This window comes from Clostridium sp. C2-6-12, assembly GCF_009928485.1.
Lineage (GTDB): Bacteria > Bacillota > Clostridia > Clostridiales > Clostridiaceae > Clostridium.
In genome coordinates, this window is record NZ_JAABNP010000027.1 from 66,466 (window position 1) to 87,869 (window position 21,404).

Consider the following 21,404-nt stretch of genomic DNA (forward strand, 5'->3'; position numbering starts at 1 on the left):
AGTTCTATCAATAAATTCTTTATTGCAAAGAAGTTCCGTATTGCAGCATAGCTGCTCTTTTTATCTGTGGATAATTTATATTCTGTCTCGCATATAAGATATATGTATTTTCAAAAAGAATTACGTATCTTTCCACAAAATATTTTCTATCAAAATACTACATAATTTTTCTTTAATATTAATATAAAAGAAAAAGATACTATATCTTTTTTACAAGACATAATATCTTTTTCTTTTATTTTCTCTTTAATATTAATCAAATCGCTCAAATGCAATTACTTTTAGGCTCATTAATATTTTTAAACAAAACGTTATTTGAATATTATTTTTGTGAAATCCCACCAAATTGCTGTGGAGTTATTCCTTCTATTTTTTTAAATGCACGGTAAAAAGTTGTGTAGTCATTAAATCCACACATTAAATAAACTTTTGATGGATGAGTTCCCTTGCAAATGAGTTTTTTTGCCTTTGTAATTCTCATCAAAGTAATGTAGCTATGGATCGTCATAGTAGTATGTTCTTTAAACATCTTAGTCAGTGTTTGACGATTAGTATAAAAACGTTCACATAAAGCATCTAGCGTAATATTTTCCATAAAGTTTTCATTAAAGTAATCAACAACTTGAGAAATCAAAGAGTTTGTTTCATTTATTGGTTTTTCACCAACTTCCTTTGTAATGTAATAATTTATTATAGTGAATAATTGCAGGATATATGAACGATTCATCATTTCTTTTCCGTAGTGATTTTGGCGTTTACTATCTCTAATTCGATCAATTGCATAAGTTATAATTTCATAATCTTTTGAAGAATCTACATGAAAATGAAATATTCCCAGTTTTGCTGCATCTAAAAGTGGCTTCAATAATGAATGCTCCTTAAACTGAAGCGATGATAAGCATGTTTCTGTTACATATAAATACATGCGTTCATAAGGATTATCATCATTGACTGAAATAAGACTATGAATATTATAAGGAGGAACAATAACTACATCTCCTTTTTTAACATTAAAAATATGATTATTCAACATAATCTTAACTTCTCCACTTATATACATATATATTTCATAATGGCTATGTGAATGAGACTTAACAACAATAGGCTTTGGATTAGTTGTATGATCAGCCTCATAATAATAATCTACTGGCATTGAATATTCATGTTTTGATAATTTATATTTATTCATAAAATCCCTCTATTGTCTTATATTAGTATATTTGTAATCATATCCCTAGAATTTCTACGTATTTTATTATAAAGCTAAAACTAGGAAAGGTAAAGAAACATTAATTACTAAATGCAATGTAGAAATTACAAATTGCAATGTAAATGTTTAAGCAAGCTCATTATAATCTAGGTAAACGATTAAATTGTAGATAGTTAAAAGATTAAGATAAATATTTACTACTACTATTTAACACAAATAAACTAAATGAAAAGGGGAACATAAAATATGAAGAAAGTTATTTGTTTGCTGATGACACTTCTTGTATCTTCTGCAACTGTATTTACAGGTACTAATGTATCTGCTTTTGCAGCAAGTACAAAAACAACAGATAAACCTATTATCGAACTTCCTAACAAACCTAATCCTCAAACAAACTCAACGGCCACTGTTAATTGGTATGACACAAAGCAAGAAATTGATGGCTTTGGTGTATCTGAAGCTTTTGGAAAAGCACAAGCTATTATGAGTTTGCCTGAACAACAACGTAATCAAGTTATTGACTTACTTTGGTCAAAAGATAAAGGAATAGGCTTATCTTTTCTAAGAAACCAACTTTATGGCAGTATATCTCCTGAAAAAGGTAAATATGATTGGAATCAAGGACAAGATCAAGTAAACCTAATGAAGGAAATAATGAAGCGTGGATATGATGTAAAATTTACAGCTACTGCATGGTCCCCTCCTGGATGGATGAAAACCACAAACAGTGTTGTTAAAGGATCTCTTAAACCTGAGTGCTATCAAGATTATGCTGATTTCTTATCTAAATATGTCCAAGAATATAAGAAACAGTTTGGAATTGATTTATATTCAGTATCAATGGCTAATGAACCTAATTTAAAGCCAGAGCCTGATTATGATGGGTGTACTTGGACAGCACCACAAATACATGATTTCATTAAAAACAATGTAAAACCAACATTTGCAAGAGATAATATTGCTACTAAATTCATGGCAGCTGAAGACACAAATTTTAGTGAACAATTAATGGCAGATACTTTAAAGGACGATGACACATGTAACAGAGTGGATATTGTTGCTGCTCATGGTTATGGTGATGGTACTTCTCCATTTAAGTTGGCTGCTCAAAAAAATAAAAAAATATGGATGTCTGAAATAATGTCATATAATAATTATGATACTTCTATACTTGACGGCTTAGTTTGGGCAAAAAGAATTCATAAACATATGGCAAATGCAGATGTAAATGCTTGGTTCTATTGGTGGGGTGCTTATACAACATCTACAAGTAATTCTGGTCTAATTTATTTAGATACTGCTACAAATAATTATGAATTAAAGAAACGACTATGGACAATAGGTAATTACTCTAAATTTGTAAGACCTGGCTATAAGAGAATTAGTGCTACAAAACAACCAAATAAAGATGTATTTGTAACAGCCTTCAAAGATGATGCAACAGGAAAATTAGTGTTAGTAGTTACAAATTGTAATGTTAATGCTCAAACTATAAACTTTAACTTAAATGGTTTAGATACAACTTCTGTTAAACCTTACAGAACATCAGCTACAGAAGATTTAGCTGCATTACCTGATGTTTCAGTATCTAATAGAACTTTCAAAGCTGAATTACCAGCACAAAGTGTTACTACTTATGTAGCAACTGGAACTCCTGGAGCACACGTTGCACCTCCTATAGATAAAGATGATGTAATATCTATAGGATCTTCAGATGCAATTAAAGGAACACCAACAATTGATGGTGAAACTGATAGCATATGGAACAATGCAAAAACCATTAGCACTGATATATTAGCAGATGGTTCTGTTAACACAGAAGGTGCTAAAGCAAAAATTAAAACTATGTGGGATGAAAATTATATATATGTATTAGCTGATGTTACTGATTCAAAGCTTGATAAAAGTAATCCTACACCTTATATGCAAGATTCATTTGAAACATTTATAGATGAGAATCTTGGAAAAACATCTTATTATGAAAAAGATGATGCTCAATATCGTGTTAATTTCGATAATGAAGCCTCATTTAGTGCAAACTGTGATAAAACTAAATTCAAATCCGCAACTAAAAAGACTGCAACTGGATATATTGTTGAAGAAGCAATTCCTCTAAAAACAATAAAAGGTTCAGCAGGAACAAAGATAGGCTTAGAATTCCAAGTCAACGATGTTTTTGATAAGTCAAACAGAGTAATGTCTAAATGGAGCAATACATCTGGGGAAGCATATAAAGATACCTCTACCTTTGGAGAAGTAACCTTAAAATAATCTCCATACTAACTAAACAATTTAATTTTTAACCAATAGAAACCATCAAATAGTAAATTTTACTAATTGATGGTTTTTTATTTGGCAGTATATTATTTTTATTGTACAATAACTTTAATAGTAAGGTCACACAATTCTGGATCCAAGTCTCTTTCTCTTGACATATTAAATACTGGCACTCCTTTATTATTAAAATGAACTCTATGCATAGCTGAACATCGTGTACCAAAACCTATAATTTCATCTTCCCCATGATACATAATCATAGTGTTACCATTGTAATCTCTGAAGAATGAATTGTGTCCTGGTCCATATACTCCATCAATAGAATAATAGGACAAAACGGGGGTGCTTGCTTTTTCCCACTCATTAACATTTAAAAAATCACTGCCTCGGTGTATCTTTAAAAGCCCTAAAGCATATGTGTAACCACATGCTGCTCCACCAGAATATGTTACATATACCATATCATCAGTAATAAGAGGGTATGGTCCTTCATTATTGATTGTTCCTTGAATGTTTTCCCAACCAAATAGTGGTCTGGAAAGTAGTACAGGTTCACTAGTCAAAATAGTAGGATTTTCTTCATCTATGGTAGCAATATACAGCATAGAACCGGTGTCAAGCGGAGTTCCAATATCTTTTCTATAAGACCATATAACGCAGGAAGTGCCATCAGCCTTGAAATAGGTCATATCTAATGTTATACCATCCTGTGTTAAATATGTTCCATCTGATTTTTTCACTCGCACAGGCGTGTTCCAATCTTTGGCCTCCATGATGTTTCCATCTTTTTTCAATTTCATCATATGACATTGTGGTCCCCACTCTTTTCCACTAACAGCAAAAAGTATGAATAAATCATCTCCAATCACATGAAATTCTGGTGCCCAAAATGTCTGAATAAAGCCTTTTTCTTCATCTAAATCTAAAATTACAGCTTCTTTAAATCCAGGAGCAAACAATTCTGATATTGTGTCTGCTTCTCGTACATACATACCAATATTATTCACATTATCATTGGTTGCAATATAATAATATTTATTGTTCCATGGAAGAATTACAGGATCTGCATACCCACGAGCTAATGGGAATGAATGCATCTCCTGCACTGCTTTTCCATTAACTGTATAAGTCCCCGGAGTAGAAAAATCTATTCCTGTATAATCCCATTTTACCTGCTTAAATGAGGTTGAACCATCTGAGTAAATTGCCTCTGCTTTTACCTTTTCCAAGTTTTCAGAAGATGTTACATACACACTATCCGGCATTCGTATTTCTGTATTATAAATCGGAATCCAATTTGCTTTAATCTTATTTCCCATATTGCTGTCAATAGAAAGGATATTGCCTGGTCTTATATTAGGTAAATTTACAAAGGGGCGTTGGAATTCATATGCATTTACAGCTTCAGCAGCTGATATGCTGTCTATACTCATTGATTTGTCTAATCGGTTTACATAAAAATTCCCTTTATTGTCCTCCCAGTATATTTCATATACTTCATCTGCAGCATTAAACTTACATGCTGCTTCTTTTACAAACAAATCTTCATGTAGTTTAACCAAGCCACAATCATGAAATGTAACTAAATCATCAGAAGTCCATAGCAGTATTTGTCCTTTACTTTCAGCATCATCATTTCCAATTGCATCAACCCTGACGGCAATAATTCCAAAGGAACCTTCTACAGTCCGAAACAAGTATGGGTTCTTCAATCCTTTCTCCTGAATTACATTTTTTTCATCAATTGTACCCAAAGCAAATAATATTCCGTAATTTTCGTTTAGCGGCTTAAAATCTTCTGCACCTTCACAATAAGCAAAATGAATACTGTTGCCTAAAGATTCAGTATATTCATTTTGCGGCTGACGAGTATAGATTAATATTTTTACATCATCTTGCAAATCATTCATAGTACTGCCTCCTGATAAAATTTGAATTTGTTTTTTCTATAATATATCAAAGATTTTTATGGCATCGCTGCCTGCTTTTACAAATGCTATAAATTCGTGCAGTTTTGCATGGCACATTATAATTTTGCCTCCTGTATAAGTCTTTCCATCAAATACATTAATCCAATTACCTTCAGGTAGATAAACCTCTCGCTGTTCCTGTCCTTGTTCTACAATTGGTGCAAATAGTATATCTTCTCCATACATATACTGATCTTCTAAAGTATAACACTTCTCATCCTTATAATAATCAAAGAACATTGGCCTCATAATAGGCTTGCCAGTTTTACTTGCAATATCCATATACTTCTGTGTATATGGTTTCATGCGTTCTCGAAGTTCGATGAGCTTTTTAAGAACGGGATAATTATCTTCTCCAAAACACCATATTTCATTGTCACCCCCACTTGGTTCAATGATTCCTGGGTGGCGTGGAATATGGTTCTTCGATTTTAATCGTGCGCCATGAAGTCTCATAATTGGACTGAATAGGCCAAATTGGAACCAACGTACGATAAGCTCTCTAAAATATTCACTTTCAATGTCAGCAAACAAGAAGCCACCGATATCTGAGTTCCACCATGGAATGCCGCTCATTGCCATAGATAAGCCACTCTTAACACTCATTCTAAGAGCTTCAAAGGTAGATGGAATATCTCCATTCCATACTGCTGCACCATACTTTTGGCTTCCTGGATAGGCAGCACGTGTTAAGGCGATTACTTTGTCTTTTCCCTCTGATTTCAATCCATCATAAAACATTTTCGAATAATAATATGGATAAAGCATTGCCGTTTGTGCACCGTTACCAAGGTGGAATTTCAGATGTCCAAATTGCTGAGGGTGAACTTCTGGTTCTGCTTCGTCTAACCAAAAGTTTTGAATTCCATAATCATAATAATTTTTTTTGACCTTTTCCCATACAAATTCTGCAGTTTTAGGATTCATAGGGTCTATAAAAGTTTGTTGTCCATAGAAATCAAAGGTGCCATACTGACCATTTTCTGTACGAATCAACATATTCCCCTCACTCATTTCTAGGTAATTTTCGCTTTTAGGATTAATAGTCGGCCATATAGAAACAATTGGCTGAATATTCATTTCTTTAAGCTCATCACACATAGCTTTAGGGTCTGGCCAATACTTTGGATCAAACTTCCATTCTCCCTGTTCTGTCCAATGGAAATAATCAATCACAATTGCATCAATTGGAATACCTCGTTTTTTATATTCTCGTGCAACCTCAAGTAAATCCTCCTGAGATTCATAACGCAGCTTACATTGCCAGAAACCTCCTGCCCAGTTCGGAAATTCAGAAGAATAACCTGTTAAATCGCAATAAATTTTCATAACATCTGCTGGAGTTTCCCCAGCATATACAAGATAGTCTGCCTGATAAGCACTGTCTGATGTCCACATAGTATGATTATTGGTCAACTCACAACGGCCAGGAGAAGGATTGTTCCAAAAGAATCCATAACCTAAAGATGAATATACAACTGGAAGAGCAGACTTTGTATTATAATGAAGCAAATTACAGGTACTTCCTTTGCGGTCGAATTGATCTTCCTGTTCTTGTCCTAAACCATAAAAGTGCTCTCCTTCATTTGCATCAAAAATCACCTTAACCTGATAATTGTCACCTTCACGATGGATATTTCTGTTGGTATAATCTCCTTCGTATTTAGTTCTAAGTATCTGTTTACCATTACGATAATAAGATACAATACCTCCATACCATATTTGTCCTGCTTCAATTTTTGCAGAAATCATGCCGTTTGTTATAGTTGCTTCTTTTTCATCACCACTAACAATGCAATTATGTTCTGTTTTGGCTGGCAATAGCGTCCATGCTTCCTCTGAAATCCTAGGATTTCTTGTTGTCCTACATCGCAAGCAATTTTCTCCATACGCTTCAATTACTGTAAGTTCATCCTTACGTTCAAATATGAGCTTATCTTCACATAATGTTATTTTTCCCATATAGTCCTCCTTAAAAAGTTTTAATCTTAGCAGAGCTTTATAAGGCTTCTCCATATGTATAATATATCTTTTTTTGCACATATAAGCTTTACTTATTATCACAAAAACTGATACTATATTGACATCTTTATATGACATGTTAAACTGAATAAAAATGAGAAAATATTTAAAAGGAAATAGAATAAAATGATACAATATGAAGAGTTTACAAATAACAACTATAAAGAAAACGTTACGCACATTACTGATAATCGCCCTTATTCCATACATCAAACTCATGTAGATACAAATAACAGCCTAGTCTTGTATCAGCATTGGCATGATGAAATTGAACTTTTTTATTTGGAACAAGGTGAAATTGAATTTTTCATTGAGGATACTCACTTCTGTATTCATGAGGGAGAGGCCCTTCTTATCCCCTCCAACCTATTGCACATGGCTACAAAAACAAGTAAAAAGACATGTAACTTTTTTGCTTTCGTATTCAACCCAATTTTATTTACCGAAACCTTCACAAATAATACATATAATCGTTTTGTACAACCTTTGAAACATAATGGGCTGATTTATTGCTTCAAATTTTCACCAAATATTTCTTGGCAGAATAATGTTTTATTTTTCCTAAAAAAGATTTTATCCTTTTATGGACGGCAGGATATTGATTCTTGGGAATTAGAGCTCCATGGTCTATTATATCAATTATGGAATTTGTATTATTTAAATCATATGACTTCTATTGCTTTATCAAATAACTATGAAAAATTGTACAATAAGCTAAAACCATCTATAGAATATATTCATGAGAATTTTTCCCTAGATATAACTCTACAATTACTATCAAAACAGTCTTGCTTATGCATTGGCACGTTTTGCAGATATTTCAAAGAGCTGACTGGATTAACCCCGTTTACTTACTTAAATCGATTCAGAATCAGAAAAAGTTGTGATGCATTATTAAACACCAGTTTAAATATTACTGAGATTGCTAATATGTGTGGTTTCAACAACATCAGTTACTTTAATCGCTCATTTTTAGAACATGTAAAATGCAAGCCATCAGAATATCGTAAACAAAATATGAAATCATAATAAAGTAATATTAGATTAAGCCCATAAGTATGGAGAGTGTTTATTATAAATTTAGAAGTATATTAATTGTAAAATATACTTTTTTCTGTACAATGGGCTCTTATAGTATAAAAGCAAATCCATTTAAATACCTCCAATGTTGAATAAAATCTTAGCAGTCTACATATTTATTTCTTTTTTAACTTTTCAATTTCTTCTATTGATATTTCTATTCCAATAGCTACTTGTTCTACTATAAGTCCCATCTTTAAAAAATTTTTTTGCAACTTCCAACTTTCCTTTTTCTATATCTTTTTGCATTTCTTCTGTTAATCTAGATTTTACTATTTTCTAAGCCATTGTTTAAATACATTAGTTACTACCTTATAATTCTCACAGTATTTTCCTTTAACATTTTCTTTTCTGGTTTTATTCCATCTATATAACCTACACATATAGATCCGCAAACTTTATGATTTTTTGAAATTCCCAGACGAGTAAGTAAGTCCCTTACCTTTTCATCACTGTCAAACCAGGTTAATTGATTTATATAGCAAGCTCCAAGTTCTAAATAATTTGAAGTTAAAAGCATGTTTTCTATAGCGCAAGCACTATCTGCCATTGCATTACTATAATTAGACTCATTGGATACTATAATTATGGTTGGAGCATTGTAATAAAAATTGTAGTCATCTCTCTTTGAAGCAATTTTACCTGCTTTTTTGCTTTTATAGGTATTTTCATCAACCTCCAGCTTTTCAAAAGCTTCTTTAATCAATCCATTTAACTCTAAAAGAATTTCTTTATTTTGAATTACAGTAAATTGCCACGTTTGAGAGTTACCACCGCTTGGTGCATGTTTTGCTGCATCTAAAATTGCGTATAGCTCTTCATCTTTTATTTGTTCCTTTTTGTATTTTCTTATACTTCTTCTTGATTTTATATTTTCTATTACATTTTCCATAATAATTCCCCTTTTACCACTTCTTCTAATAACTTCGAAGTATATTCATTATTTCTTGGACTTCCATTAAAAACAACAACTTTTGACATTACTCATCTCTCCTTAATATAATAAAAAATTTCAATAAATTAATTATACAACATTAGTGATTAACATTCTTCTTTATCAATTTCATAAATATTTCAGGAGTGACTATTCTTGCTTTAGGATTTTCCTTTAACTTGTTTACAGCATTATCAATGTCACTTAGGCTTTTACTCCAGGCATGAACGTAAACAAAGGTATAACTATTAGCATTACTAATATCTATTTGTCCAGCTTCAATTCGCTTATTAATATTTTCAACTAACTCATCTTCACTTTCTATATCCTTCCAAAGCAAATCTCTGCAAGACACTATAGGTTTATTATTAGACCAAATAATTTCTCCTTGATATTTATCGTGTTTATGATAATCAAGATAAAACAATCCGTCTATATTAGACTTGCTAGTAAATTTATCCCAAAGCTTATTATTATAAAAAGAACCATCATCAATAATTGATACATATTTTTCATCTACTTTTTTCATATAATCATTTAAGGTTATAGTATATTTATTTAATTTATTATTTTCAAATTTACTTGGATACATATAGCCATTTCCAGACGGTGAGACTATAAAGTAATCATTAATACTTCCATAACTGGCGTTTTTGTAATATAAGTTAAGCACAGTAGGAGCTAAATAATATAAAGATGGACTCATAGACCAACCCAAATTAAATTTGCCTTTACAAGGCGAACCATACCACTTAGGAGAACCATAGTTAGTTCCAAGATTCCATTGCTGATTATCTCCGTCAGACATAATAAATGTTACATAATGAATACTTTTTTCTTTAGGAAGGCTCATTGAAGTTTTTTGAGTTATAGGTTTTGATGGAAATGCACTTAATACAGTTAAATTATAAGACCAATCAGCAGCAACTAGGCTTACACCGTATTTTGAAGTCGTGCTTACATTAGTAAACTCATCTGGTCCCCAACCTAAACATATTGGCTCATTTTTCATTGATGAAAATATTCTATCTCTAAGGTATGTGTCACTTGTGCTATCTTCATAAAATATAAGAGCTTTACTCATTATTCCATAGTCTCTTAGAGCTGTATCTTTGTCTGGAGAAAGCTCTATTACTATTGAGTGATTCAAACCAGAATTCCATAAATTATTGTAAGCCCAATTTTTATCTGTATTCCTACAATCACCTATGATTTCTGTTATACCATGGTCTTTTACTTTCTCTTCAATGGTTTCATCAACTGCAATACTATTATTCAATGAAGCAAGAGAACAAGCATTATTTATTGAAGGATCTTTTGAATCTTTATTATTATAAAGTACATATCCTTCAATATAATTTTTAAATATCTCTAACAACTTCCATGGATCTGAGATGTTTTCATATGAAATTCCATAATTATTCTTCAAATCATCTAACCATATTTGATAATCTGGTTGTGAATGATTAAGTGTGTATATTTGAAAAGAAGAATGACTGTTAGCCACCCCTTGAAGAGTGGCTATCATTGTTCTTTCACTATGGGACATTCTATCTAGAGAAATAACATATAACTTAGTTGGCATTTTAGGATTTTTTATATAGTTAGATCTCTCTTTAAATATAGAAGTAACAGGGAAAAAGCTATTAATGTTAGTATTTACTGTTTTTTTTTCCAATCACTATATTTAATATTAAAATCATTACCAGCTTCTTTAGTATATTTATAGAAATTTTCTAAAAGATTAGTTCTTTCAGGATTAGTAAAAGAGCTAATATGACTCGCATCAAACTTTGCTAATTGTAATTGCCTGTTAATAATATCCTTAGATGTGACTTCTTTTGAGTTTTTAATCATATCATACATAATCATGAAGGTTGTAGTTCTTCCTATACCTTCTTTACAGTGAAAATGAAACCATGAATCTTTAGTTTGTGCTTTCACTAATTCAACAAAATAATCAACCATATCATCTGTAGGTATCTTACCATCAGTAACAGGGATACGAATATATGATAGTGCTTGAGAATTAGTAAGCTTACTTTCATCTTCAACTTTTGTTGGAACCATAGTTATTTCTGGATGATTATAGAAGCTTATAGGTGTATTTAATTTGATGCTCTTTAATTTATTACTTTCATATTTTAAAACCTGTTCCTTTGTTAAGCCTTTGTTAGTATCATTATATTTATTTTCCCAACTAACAGGAGCTCCATTAATAAATCCATGGGATTCTTGTCTTAAATCATAAACTGTTATAGGTAATGGAGTTCCTATACTTTTTATTAAAAGAGGTAGACTGTACTCTGAAAATTGTTGAGAACCCGAAATATTTAATTTCTCTAGTCCACTAAGATTTAATTCTTTATTGTTCTTCAAATATGTTAAATCAGAAGTTTTACGAAAATTCTTTGGCATTTCTTTATAATTTGATGAATTTAGAACAAGATTTACAGTGTTTGTATCTAAAGATTTATCTTCAGCTTGTGCTATTTTACTGTTTATTGTTGAAGAGAAAAAAATACTTAATACTATTAATAAAATAGATACACTTGATTTAATTTTTTTATGCAATTATATTCATCCTCCTTATACTTACAGCAATTTTAGAAATGTTAATTTTTTCTTTACCTAATATAAGCTGTCTAAATATAATATTCGTTATTTAAATAATTTCTATACAGATTTAAAGTTAAACTGTCGTGTGATTCTAACCTTAACCACTACTTCATATTCATCATGTATTTTGTCATATTCTTTTTAATTCTCATTTAATCTATATCTATTCATATAATTTTCAATTCGCTGTAACCAATTATCAACTATATTGCATATTGAATTATCGTAAAGTATGTGATAACATTACCAAAAACAATTAAAATTGTAAAATTGAGGAGTGGTTTTTAAAATGATTGACGAGAAAGTTTTTATTGAAAGTAACGAGTTAGTTGAGAAGTCTAAAATTGTAATGGTTGGTACAAATGGAGAAAACGGATACCCTAATATAAAAGCAATGATGAGATTAAAACATGATGGCTTAAAGAAATTCTGGCTTAGTACAAACACATCAACAAAAATGGTAGAACGCTTAAAAAGTGATAATAAGATGTGTTTATATTTTGTTGACGCTGATAACTTTGCGGGACTAATGCTTGTAGGAACAATTGAAATACTACATGATAGAGAATCAAAAAAAATGTTATGGAATGATGGTTGCGAGATCTACTATCCTCTTGGTATAGACGATCCAGACTATACAGTATTATCATTTACAGCTGAATGGGGTAATTATTACAGACATTTAAAAAATGTAACATTTGATTTGAAAGATTAGTATAGTTCACTTTATTATATAGTAGTTACAATGTAGTCTTCAAATAATTAAAATTATATGATCAAGATAGCTTCTTCTAAATTCACATTTTTTATTTCTATAGAAAAATGAGTTACTCCAAGACTATCACTTTAGTTTTGGAGTAACTCATTATTTAAATACATCCTCTTATTAATTATTTTATCCCCAAACCTTTTCATCAATTCCCATATCTTCTCACATCATTCACCCACCTCACATTTAATCAAATCTTAACATTGCTATGGCATTAAATTTAGTATATTATATGATAGTATATAAATTGATAATTTATATAAAATACAATCATAGAAAAGAGAGGTATTATAATGTATCCAAAGGATTTTAATTATAAAATGCCTGCTGAATGGGAAGCTCATGAGCGTACCTTCATATCATGGCCAGTTAAGGACTCAATGTGTCATCCAGATAATCATGAAAGTGTTTGTGCTGGATATGCAGGCTTTATTAAAGCAATTGCTGAATTTGAACCTGTTTCAGTCCTTGTTAATCCAAATGAATTAGAAAATGTTAAAAAGCTTTTTGAAGAACCTAATATAGAATTACTTCCAATTGAACATAATGATGCTTGGCTTAGAGATAATGGTCCAACTTTTGTTATTGATGAGGAAGGAAACAGAGCTGGAGTTAATTGGAACTTTAACGCTTGGGGTGGAAAATATGCTCCTTGGGATTTAGATGATGAAGTTGCTCCAAAGATTTTAGAACACTATAATATTAAAAAGTTTGATGCACCTTTAGTTATGGAAGGTGGTTCTCTTCATACAGATGGAGAAGGAACTTTACTTACTACTGAGGAATGTTTATTAAATCCTAACAGAAATCCTGGCCTTACTAGAGAACAAATTGAAGTTTATTTAAAACAATATTTAAATATTGAAAAGGTAATTTGGCTTAAAAGAGGGTTAAGCGGTGATGAAACTGATGGTCATGTTGATAACATAGCTTGCTTTGCTGCACCTGGTAAAATAATTATGCAGACTTGTGATGATCCAAGTGATGAAAACTATAAAATCACTTTAGAAAATCTTGAAATCTTAAATAATTCTACTGATGCTAAAGGAAGAAAGCTTGAAGTCCTCCAAATTAACCAACCTCCTAGAGCTGATTATGAAGGTGAAAGATTAACTTTAAGTTATTTAAATTTCTACTTTGTAAATAATGGTATTATCTTACCTACTTTTGGTGGAAATGCTGCTGATGCTGATAAGAAAGCAGAAGAAGTTTTAAGCTTAGCTTTCCCAGATAGAAAAATCAGAGCTGTAGATGGAATAGAAGTTATTAAAGAAGGTGGTAATGTACATTGTACTACTCAACAAATGCCTTCTCCAAAAAAATCTTAAATAATTATAAAACTAAATGTAATATTAATCTTTATGAAATAATTTTATAAGGTTTAATGCTTCAAGAAAGGAATGTTGATTATGAGAAAAGTTAAAGTTGCAGCTACTCAAATGAGCTGTTCCTATAATATTGATGAAAATATTGCAAAAGCAGAAAAATTCGTAAGAGAAGCTGCTTCACAAGGTGCTCAAATAATATTACTTCAAGAATTATTTGAAACTCCATATTTCTGTCAAAAGGAAAAATCAGATTACTATGTGTATGCTACAGAAGTTGCAGAAAACAAAGCTATAAATCATTTTAAAGAAATTGCCAAAGAACTTAAAGTGGTTTTACCTATCAGTTTTTACGAAAAGAAAAACTACGCTAGATATAATGCAATTGCAATAATTGATGCTAACGGAGAAGTTCTTGGAACTTATAGAAAAAGCCATATTCCTGATGGACCTGGTTATGAAGAAAAGTTCTACTTTAATCCTGGAGATACTGGCTTTAAGGTGTGGAATACTCGCTATGGAAAAATCGGCGTAGGTATCTGCTGGGATCAATGGTATCCAGAAGCTGCTAGATGCATGACTTTAATGGGTGCTGAAATGATTTTCTACCCTACTGCTATTGGTTCTGAACCACAAGATGGATCCATTGATTCAAAGGATCACTGGCAAGCTTGTATGTTAGGCCACGCTGGTTCTAACTTAGTACCTGTAATTGCATCAAACCGTGTTGGCACTGAAGAAGATGAAGATTCAAAAATTACTTTCTATGGTTCTTCTTTTATCGCTGGACCACAAGGAAACAAAATTGTTGAAGCAAATCGCACAGAAGAAACTGTATTAGTTGCTGAATTTGATTTAGACCAGTTAGAAACACAACGTATTGAATGGGGAATCTTTAGAGATCGTCGTCCTGACCTATATAAAATCATTACATCTTATGATGGAGAGTTAATGATAAAATAGCTTTAAAATTCTTTTTAGAATAATACATTAACTTATAAATAAAAAAACGGTATTTATTACCGTTTTTTATTTACTCCCAAAATATACTTATTTACTATTCTTTGCTAACTGCATTTTTTTACTTAAAAGTTTTGAATTAAAAGCTAAATATCTTTTATATGAATAATAACAAAATCCCATACCTAAAAGCTCTGCTGGTATTAAGATGGATATTAATTCTACTCTTGAAAACCCAACTTCATAAACAGCATAATTATAAATTGAAGGAATACATGAAATAATTCCTATTACTAAAAATACTGCTACAAAGGCTACTATTACATTCTTTTGTTTTATCTCAATCATATATATAAAAAGCAATCTAGATATTGTCCCAATAACGCCTCCAATAATGGAAGACTCTATTAATATCCCAGTATTTGACCAACTCATGTTTATTACAACTATTTGACTCATACCAACAAATAATCCAATAAACATAGAGGTTACTAAATTAATTAATAATTCTTTTATATTCTGCTTCATTACTAATACACCTCAAAATCCAAGATATTTCTTAAAATCATTTAAATACTTACGTGTAACATATACTTCTTCATTTAAGCCAATAAGCTTTAATATAAGCCTGCTATTAAACCAAGAAATTATCCTATCTACCTTCACAATGTTTACAACAAAACATTTACTTACTCTTATGAAGCCTTTACTTTCCAATCTTTCTTCCAGTTCATAAAGCTTTTCTTTAACCTTATATTTTTTATCCTTTGTCATACAAAAAACCTCATTGCCCATTGCTTCAAAGTAATATATATCATCATAGCTTAATATTTTAAGCTCATCCTCATCACATTTTCCTGTGATTATATTTTTTGCTTCTTCTTTACTTCCTGATACATAATCTAAATAGTTGATTAAAATATTTATTGTCTCTACATTAAAATATATACCTATTTTACCTGTTTTTAGCTCAAATCCTTTTTCAATTATGCATACCTCAGCTTGTTCATTAATTTTCATCTTACGATTTCCAAGGATTTCTTCTAACATTCTCCTTAAATTTTCGCTGCAAATTAACTCTACCTCCATGTAACCTCACCTTTTACTTTAATTTTCCGGCATTAATCCTGGAACCATAATAGATATTACAGTTCCTATAACTACAAAAACATTCATGATTGCAACCTTCATAATACTATGTCCTGTCAATTCTATAATAACATTAATTAAATAAATTGTAGCCCATATTTTTGTTATTAAAATATTTACTTCAATAAATAGTGGTGAATTCCAAAACTCTTTTTCATATCCACTTCTTGCTTCATACATGGTATAAGGCTTTCCAAAACTGCATGAAATAAATCCTGTTAGAGCTAATACCATATATGAAGATAAATATTTATATTGAAGAATAGCATTAATATTTAAATAGAAATAAAATATATTAGAAACAATAAAATAACCTAATAATACTCTAGACATAATTCCTATATTTTTATTTATTATTTCTTTAATAAGAAGTATAATCACTGCTCCAATTCCTAAAACAAGTGCATATTCATCTGAAATACTCCATAATAATATTAGAGGAAGAAAACTTAAAGTTACATTTACAAAAGCTTTTAAACTACTATCCATTATTCCTTCTCCTATCCTTTTCAAGTGTTTTCTTGTGGCTGGTAATCATTAAATCAATCATATTTTTCTGAACTTCTTTTCTGAATTTTTCTCTTCCCATGAAATATCTCATAACTTTTCCCTGCATTTTCTCTTTAAAGGGTACTTTTTTTAACATTCCATTTTCTTTATAATATTTATAATCAGCTAAGAAGATAGCGCCTAAATTACCATCAATAGCATCTGCAAATAACTTCCTTGAAGCTATATTTAAAAAAGTCTCAGGCTTATAATAATTTCTTTCTGAATAACTAACACACATTTTAGCAAAAGTATATATCTGATTATCTATGACTGCATTGTTTTCTGCTTCATCAGTAATAAATCCTACTAAATTCCCACCTTGATTATCAAACTCCAATATTTGTCTCAAATTATCATTTTCGCTTAGCTTACCTGAAATCATATAACCTATTTGTTTACCTTTTAAAATAGGAACATGATTATAACAAAAACTTCTATCATAATAAAGCTTAAAATATGAGGATAAATATCTATCCTTTATAGTTCCTGCAAAAATGATTATATCTGAATTATTAATAACGTAATCTAAAAATTTTCTATAGCCATCCTTCTCATCATATACGCATTTATTTTGTTCAGCACATTTACAACACCCAAGACAAGGCCCCTTTATCTCTACCTCTTTAAGATTGAAGACTTCTATTGAACTTTTTATACAGCTTTTAAATTTTTCTATCATCTCATTAAGATTATTTTCTTCCTTCTCTACATCTGTGAGAATGATTATTTTTTTATCTGTATTAACAAATTTATCTTTCTCTATAGACTTATATTTAAAATCACTTTCTTTTACTGGCTTATATAATTTACTAGTTGTTAAACCTTCTTCACTAAAAGTAAGTAAATTTTCAAAGAATAATTTAAGCTCTCTTCTGCTTTTTTCTTTTGGCAAATCATTCATTTCATGAGATAAATATTCTACATAATTCATTCCTAAATCCTCTGCAATTGCTCTAATGTAATTATGCCCATGAATATCTGCATAATGAATAGAGGTAGAAAAAGCACTGGTATATTTATTTAAAAAGTAACTTTCTAGTTTATTTTCAAATATTAATTCAATAAAGCGTTTATACTGAGAGTGTACTAAAGCATGATATAGTGGAAATGCCCATATAACAGCATCTGCTTCTTGAATTTTTGTACATAAAGCTTTCAACTTATCAGTATCTTTTGTATAACCATCTATTTCTTTTGTTATATGGATGTATTCAAATTCATGTTTTTCATAATTTTGTTCTAAATACTTTATAGACTGCATAGTAACACTTTTTTCTAACTTTGGACTCCCATTTAAAATAATTATTTTCATAAATTAACACCTCACCTTTCTCTATGCTCTCATTTTATTAAAGTATTCAACTTAAAACTATAGATTCCTTTTAAGATGCAATTTAATGCATATAAGATGCATATAAATCACTTTACATTTTCAATTTCATAGCTTAACAAAGCTTAGCTTCTCAATAATATAAATCCTTACATAAATTACATAAGCATTTCACCTCATATTATTACCAATCAAAAAAACGATAGCTGCCTACCGTTTTTTATCTGAAGAATATTACCTATTTTCTTGCTTTTCCAGTAACATGTTCAATATTTATTTTTATTACTTTTACATTTTCATTTGAATTTTTAATGTATTGCTTTCCTTTTTCTAAATGCTCCTTTGAATATTTGTTTATTATTTCTAATAAAGAAGCATTTTTTTCCTCTTCAAAAATTTCATTTGCTTTTCCAAATATTATTACACTTTCATATTTTGTACTAAACTGTTCTGGTAATACACAGGTTTCACCAACAACACAAAATGAAACTTTATCATCATTTTTTATATTATATAATTTTTGCCCTTCTACTGCAGAATGAAAATATATAGCATTATCCATATATACATAATTAACTGGAACTCCATATGGATACCCATTTTCCCCTATTGTAGATAAAATGCCATATTCCCCTCTTATTAATAATTCCATAAATTCTTCTTTTTCAAGTTCTCTATCTTTTCTTCTCATTTCCTTAAACATCATTATCACTTCCCTTTCTGAGTAATATATATTTATAACTTAATACTAATTTACACTATGCCCATAGGTAAGAGTCAACAATTTTATTTAACAAAAAATTACCCCTAAGGAATAAATCATCTAACTCCTTAGGGATAATTATTTTAACCTATAACTTCTTTTGCCATATTAATCATATCATCTTTACTTAACTCAGTATAATCCATATTCAAAATACTATAAGATATGCCATCTTCATACCACATAACTGATTGATTTTGACTAACTTTTATTTCTTCGCTTTCACTTCCATATCCTATTTGAAGAAGTCCTTTGTTTTGTAATTCTTTTTCTTCCTCTGTTGGATTGTATCCTTCTGGAACTGATTTGTATTGGCTGCTAGAATATTCAATCTTTACTCCATTATATTCTATTGATGTGACATTTTTTGATGTGTTTTCATCAAAATATTTTTTATCGATTTTTTCAGCAGACATGAACAAGCCTTGACCTTTTTTAGATCCTTCTTTTGCATACTCAAATTCTGCACTCTTGTATTTATCAACAGCAGCTCCTTTATCGTCACGAATTTCTTGGTTTGAATAATTAAATGTATTAAATTTAAATCCATTCTTAAAAGCTTCAACATATTTAGGTGTAAAGCCAACATTTTCTTTTACTTTATCTTTACTTGGAAAAGTTTTGATTTCAGTTAGATGAGATGATGAAACAAGTATTCCAGATAGATTAGTTGCTGCAACAACAGATACGCTTGTTGCAATAATAAGCATTCCTGCAATTATAATTGTTTTTGGTCTTAATAGTTTATTTTTCATACTAAAAACTCCTTTATCATCTTTTTCTTTTAATATTTCATTTCTGATTTTGAAAAACATATTTTCAGATACTGAAGCATTCTCTGATTTATCAATTAAGCATTCTTTAATTTTTTTATCTATATTTTCATTCAAAGTTTTACTCATTAAGTCTCACCCTCTTTAAATTTCTATGATTATATTCTTCCTCACAATTAACTAAATTGCTTTTTAATTTTTTTCTTGCACTATGAAGTCTTGATTTGACTGTTCCTTCAAAGCATCCCATAATTTTTGCAATTTCTTTAACTGTAAGACCATTAAAATAATATAGAATTATTACTGTTTTTTGTTTTAAATCAAGATTTTCAATTTCAGCATAAAGATTATTGTTTTCTTCTTTTCTTATATATTGCTCCATAGAAATATCCATACTTTTTTCATCAGCTTTTTCAAATATATTTTCAACTGGTAGTGACTTTTTATCTTTTTGTGCATATCTCCATGCAATTCTCGTAAGCATTTTAAAAAACCATGATTTAAAAACTTCAGGATTCTTAAGACTTTTTATATTGTTATAACAGCTTATAAATGCTTCTTGTACAATATCTTCACTTGTATGCTTACTACCTGTAATAAGATAGACGTATTTAAATGATTCATTTTTATATATTTCAAACATTTCACCTAATGCGTTCATATCACCAGACTGGATTTTTATGACAAGTTCTTCTTCACACAATTTACTATCTCCCTTCCATTCTTATCGATGCATCTATATATTAGAGACATTAAGTTTTTAATCGGTTCATTTTACCAAAAAAATTTTTCAATAAAAAACATCATCTCCCAAAAAGTAGATGATGTTATTATTATTTATACTATATTTACTGCATTCTAACCAAATTCATGTCCTGGTATTTTATTATTAACATAAGTTTTACCTTCTAAAGGCTTAAATCCAGATATCTCCACATCTGTTGCAACAATATATGCATTATGCTTATTAGGAAATTCAAAGTTAAGAGTATATTCTTTTCCATAAAAAGCAGCTTTTGTTCCATCGCCTATGAAAACAGCTGTGTTTTTAAGGAATATAACCTTTTTATTTTCTTTTCCTCTCTCTGACTCATTAACTTCATAAATAGTAAAATCAAAAGAAGTATTAGTCACATTAGAAATTTCAACCTCACAGTAATTCTTTAGTCCTTCTTCTCCAAAACGTCTATCATCAAAATAAGTACCTTCATATAATTTAATTTTACTATATACTTTACTTACTTTTTGACCATTAATATTCTTATCATTTACTGCCTCTTCCTTTTGAATTGTTTCGGACAGTTGTGCAGCATTTTTATTATTTGAATCTGTTTCTTGTTTTTCATCCATACTATTTTGCTCATTAATAGCTTGTGTTTGATAACTATCATCTGCCTTTTTAACATTACTGCATCCAGCAAAAATTAAAATAATACATAAACATAATGAAAAAACAACATTCTTTTTCATAATTATATACATTCCTTTCTCATCAGAAAACATGACCTATGAATTTGTAAAATACTTTAACTATATTTTAATAAATCCATTTATTTGAAATCCTCATACAATTATAACATATACTTTCCAAATACAAAATCCTATGATTATTTCTAGTTTGAGTCAAGTAAAAGTTGGCAATAATTTCGCTCGATTTATTATCCATTATTT

General features: G+C 29.9%; 17 protein-coding genes and 2 pseudogenes. 5 read left to right on the forward strand and 14 right to left on the reverse strand.

Going from position 1 to position 21,404, the window contains the following annotated elements; translation table 11 throughout:
- Positions 1-322 precede the first annotated feature (322 nt).
- Positions 323-1,189 carry an AraC family transcriptional regulator gene (locus GXK56_RS19755; protein ID WP_160690584.1) on the reverse strand — a complete coding sequence of 289 codons (867 nt, stop codon included), beginning with the start codon at positions 1,187-1,189 and terminating at the stop codon, positions 323-325.
- A gap of 267 nt (positions 1,190-1,456) precedes the next feature.
- Between GXK56_RS19755 and GXK56_RS19760 the strand changes: the two genes are divergently transcribed.
- The gene (locus tag GXK56_RS19760; RefSeq protein WP_160690586.1) at positions 1,457-3,481 is read left to right on the forward strand and encodes a sugar-binding protein; all 2,025 of its coding nucleotides are present in this window, start codon (positions 1,457-1,459) and stop codon (positions 3,479-3,481) included.
- 98 nt (positions 3,482-3,579) lie between these two features.
- On the opposite strand, the gene GXK56_RS19765 is transcribed toward GXK56_RS19760, so the two are convergent.
- Together GXK56_RS19765 and GXK56_RS19770 are read right to left on the reverse strand one after the other, a co-directional pair.
- Positions 3,580-5,397 carry a family 43 glycosylhydrolase gene (locus GXK56_RS19765; protein WP_160690606.1) on the reverse strand — a complete coding sequence of 606 codons (1,818 nt, stop codon included), beginning with the start codon at positions 5,395-5,397 and terminating at the stop codon, positions 3,580-3,582.
- A 36-nt stretch (positions 5,398-5,433) separates the two neighbouring features.
- The gene (locus GXK56_RS19770) at positions 5,434-7,473 is read right to left on the reverse strand and encodes a TIM-barrel domain-containing protein (protein WP_243156191.1); all 2,040 of its coding nucleotides are present in this window, start codon (positions 7,471-7,473) and stop codon (positions 5,434-5,436) included.
- 132 nt (positions 7,474-7,605) lie between these two features.
- Between GXK56_RS19770 and GXK56_RS19775 the strand changes: the two genes are divergently transcribed.
- On the forward strand, positions 7,606-8,508 hold the full coding sequence (locus tag GXK56_RS19775; protein WP_160690608.1) for an AraC family transcriptional regulator: 903 nt from the start codon (positions 7,606-7,608) through the stop codon (positions 8,506-8,508).
- A gap of 358 nt (positions 8,509-8,866) precedes the next feature.
- Here GXK56_RS19775 and GXK56_RS19780 read toward each other — a convergent pair whose 3' ends face one another.
- From GXK56_RS19780 to GXK56_RS19790, 3 genes and pseudogenes are all read right to left on the reverse strand, one after another.
- Positions 8,867-9,451 carry a nitroreductase family protein gene (locus GXK56_RS19780; protein ID WP_160690610.1) on the reverse strand — a complete coding sequence of 195 codons (585 nt, stop codon included), beginning with the start codon at positions 9,449-9,451 and terminating at the stop codon, positions 8,867-8,869.
- Between the two features lie 8 nt (positions 9,452-9,459).
- Positions 9,460-9,540: pseudogene (locus GXK56_RS19785) on the reverse strand (flavodoxin family protein); the annotation flags it as partial.
- A 53-nt stretch (positions 9,541-9,593) separates the two neighbouring features.
- A pseudogene (locus tag GXK56_RS19790) lies at positions 9,594-12,067 on the reverse strand (GxGYxYP domain-containing protein).
- 334 nt (positions 12,068-12,401) lie between these two features.
- Between GXK56_RS19790 and GXK56_RS19795 the strand changes: the two are divergent.
- The 3 genes from GXK56_RS19795 (at position 12,402) to aguB (ending at position 15,169) form a co-directional block, all read left to right on the forward strand.
- Positions 12,402-12,827, forward strand: coding sequence for a pyridoxamine 5'-phosphate oxidase family protein (locus tag GXK56_RS19795; protein ID WP_160690612.1), 426 nt, complete (start codon positions 12,402-12,404; stop codon positions 12,825-12,827).
- 347 nt (positions 12,828-13,174) lie between these two features.
- A complete protein-coding gene (locus tag GXK56_RS19800; protein ID WP_160690614.1) occupies positions 13,175-14,209 on the forward strand; it encodes an agmatine deiminase family protein in 1,035 nt (344 codons plus the stop codon).
- Between the two features lie 81 nt (positions 14,210-14,290).
- A complete protein-coding gene (gene aguB / locus GXK56_RS19805) occupies positions 14,291-15,169 on the forward strand; it encodes an N-carbamoylputrescine amidase (protein ID WP_160690616.1) in 879 nt (292 codons plus the stop codon).
- Positions 15,170-15,256: 87 nt separating this feature from the next.
- On the opposite strand, the gene GXK56_RS19810 is transcribed toward aguB, so the two are convergent.
- The 8 genes from GXK56_RS19810 to GXK56_RS19845 all read right to left on the reverse strand — a co-directional run bounded on the left by GXK56_RS19810 (position 15,257) and on the right by GXK56_RS19845 (position 21,203).
- Positions 15,257-15,694 carry a hypothetical protein gene (locus GXK56_RS19810; protein ID WP_160690618.1) on the reverse strand — a complete coding sequence of 146 codons (438 nt, stop codon included), beginning with the start codon at positions 15,692-15,694 and terminating at the stop codon, positions 15,257-15,259.
- Between the two features lie 12 nt (positions 15,695-15,706).
- Positions 15,707-16,255: a LytTR family DNA-binding domain-containing protein gene (locus GXK56_RS19815; RefSeq protein WP_160690620.1), complete on the reverse strand. Its 549-nt coding sequence runs from the start codon at positions 16,253-16,255 to the stop codon at positions 15,707-15,709.
- An 18-nt stretch (positions 16,256-16,273) separates the two neighbouring features.
- Positions 16,274-16,804 (reverse strand): hypothetical protein, encoded by a 531-nt coding sequence (locus tag GXK56_RS19820; RefSeq protein WP_160690622.1) that lies wholly within the window; start codon positions 16,802-16,804, stop codon positions 16,274-16,276.
- On the reverse strand, positions 16,797-18,179 hold the full coding sequence (locus tag GXK56_RS19825; RefSeq protein ID WP_160690624.1) for an NAD(P)H-dependent oxidoreductase: 1,383 nt from the start codon (positions 18,177-18,179) through the stop codon (positions 16,797-16,799). Before GXK56_RS19825 ends, GXK56_RS19820 begins: the two co-directional genes overlap by 8 nt.
- A gap of 256 nt (positions 18,180-18,435) precedes the next feature.
- On the reverse strand, positions 18,436-18,900 hold the full coding sequence (locus tag GXK56_RS19830; RefSeq protein WP_160690642.1) for a pyridoxamine 5'-phosphate oxidase family protein: 465 nt from the start codon (positions 18,898-18,900) through the stop codon (positions 18,436-18,438).
- A gap of 143 nt (positions 18,901-19,043) precedes the next feature.
- The gene (locus tag GXK56_RS19835) at positions 19,044-19,862 is read right to left on the reverse strand and encodes a hypothetical protein (protein WP_160690626.1); all 819 of its coding nucleotides are present in this window, start codon (positions 19,860-19,862) and stop codon (positions 19,044-19,046) included.
- Positions 19,855-20,436, reverse strand: a complete 582-nt coding sequence (locus GXK56_RS19840; protein ID WP_160690628.1) for an RNA polymerase sigma factor — start codon at positions 20,434-20,436, stop codon at positions 19,855-19,857. The genes GXK56_RS19835 and GXK56_RS19840 overlap by 8 nt, the downstream gene beginning before the upstream one ends.
- A gap of 155 nt (positions 20,437-20,591) precedes the next feature.
- Complete coding sequence (locus GXK56_RS19845) at positions 20,592-21,203, reverse strand: hypothetical protein (protein ID WP_160690630.1); 612 nt, start codon at positions 21,201-21,203, stop codon at positions 20,592-20,594.
- Positions 21,204-21,404: the final 201 nt, after the last annotated feature.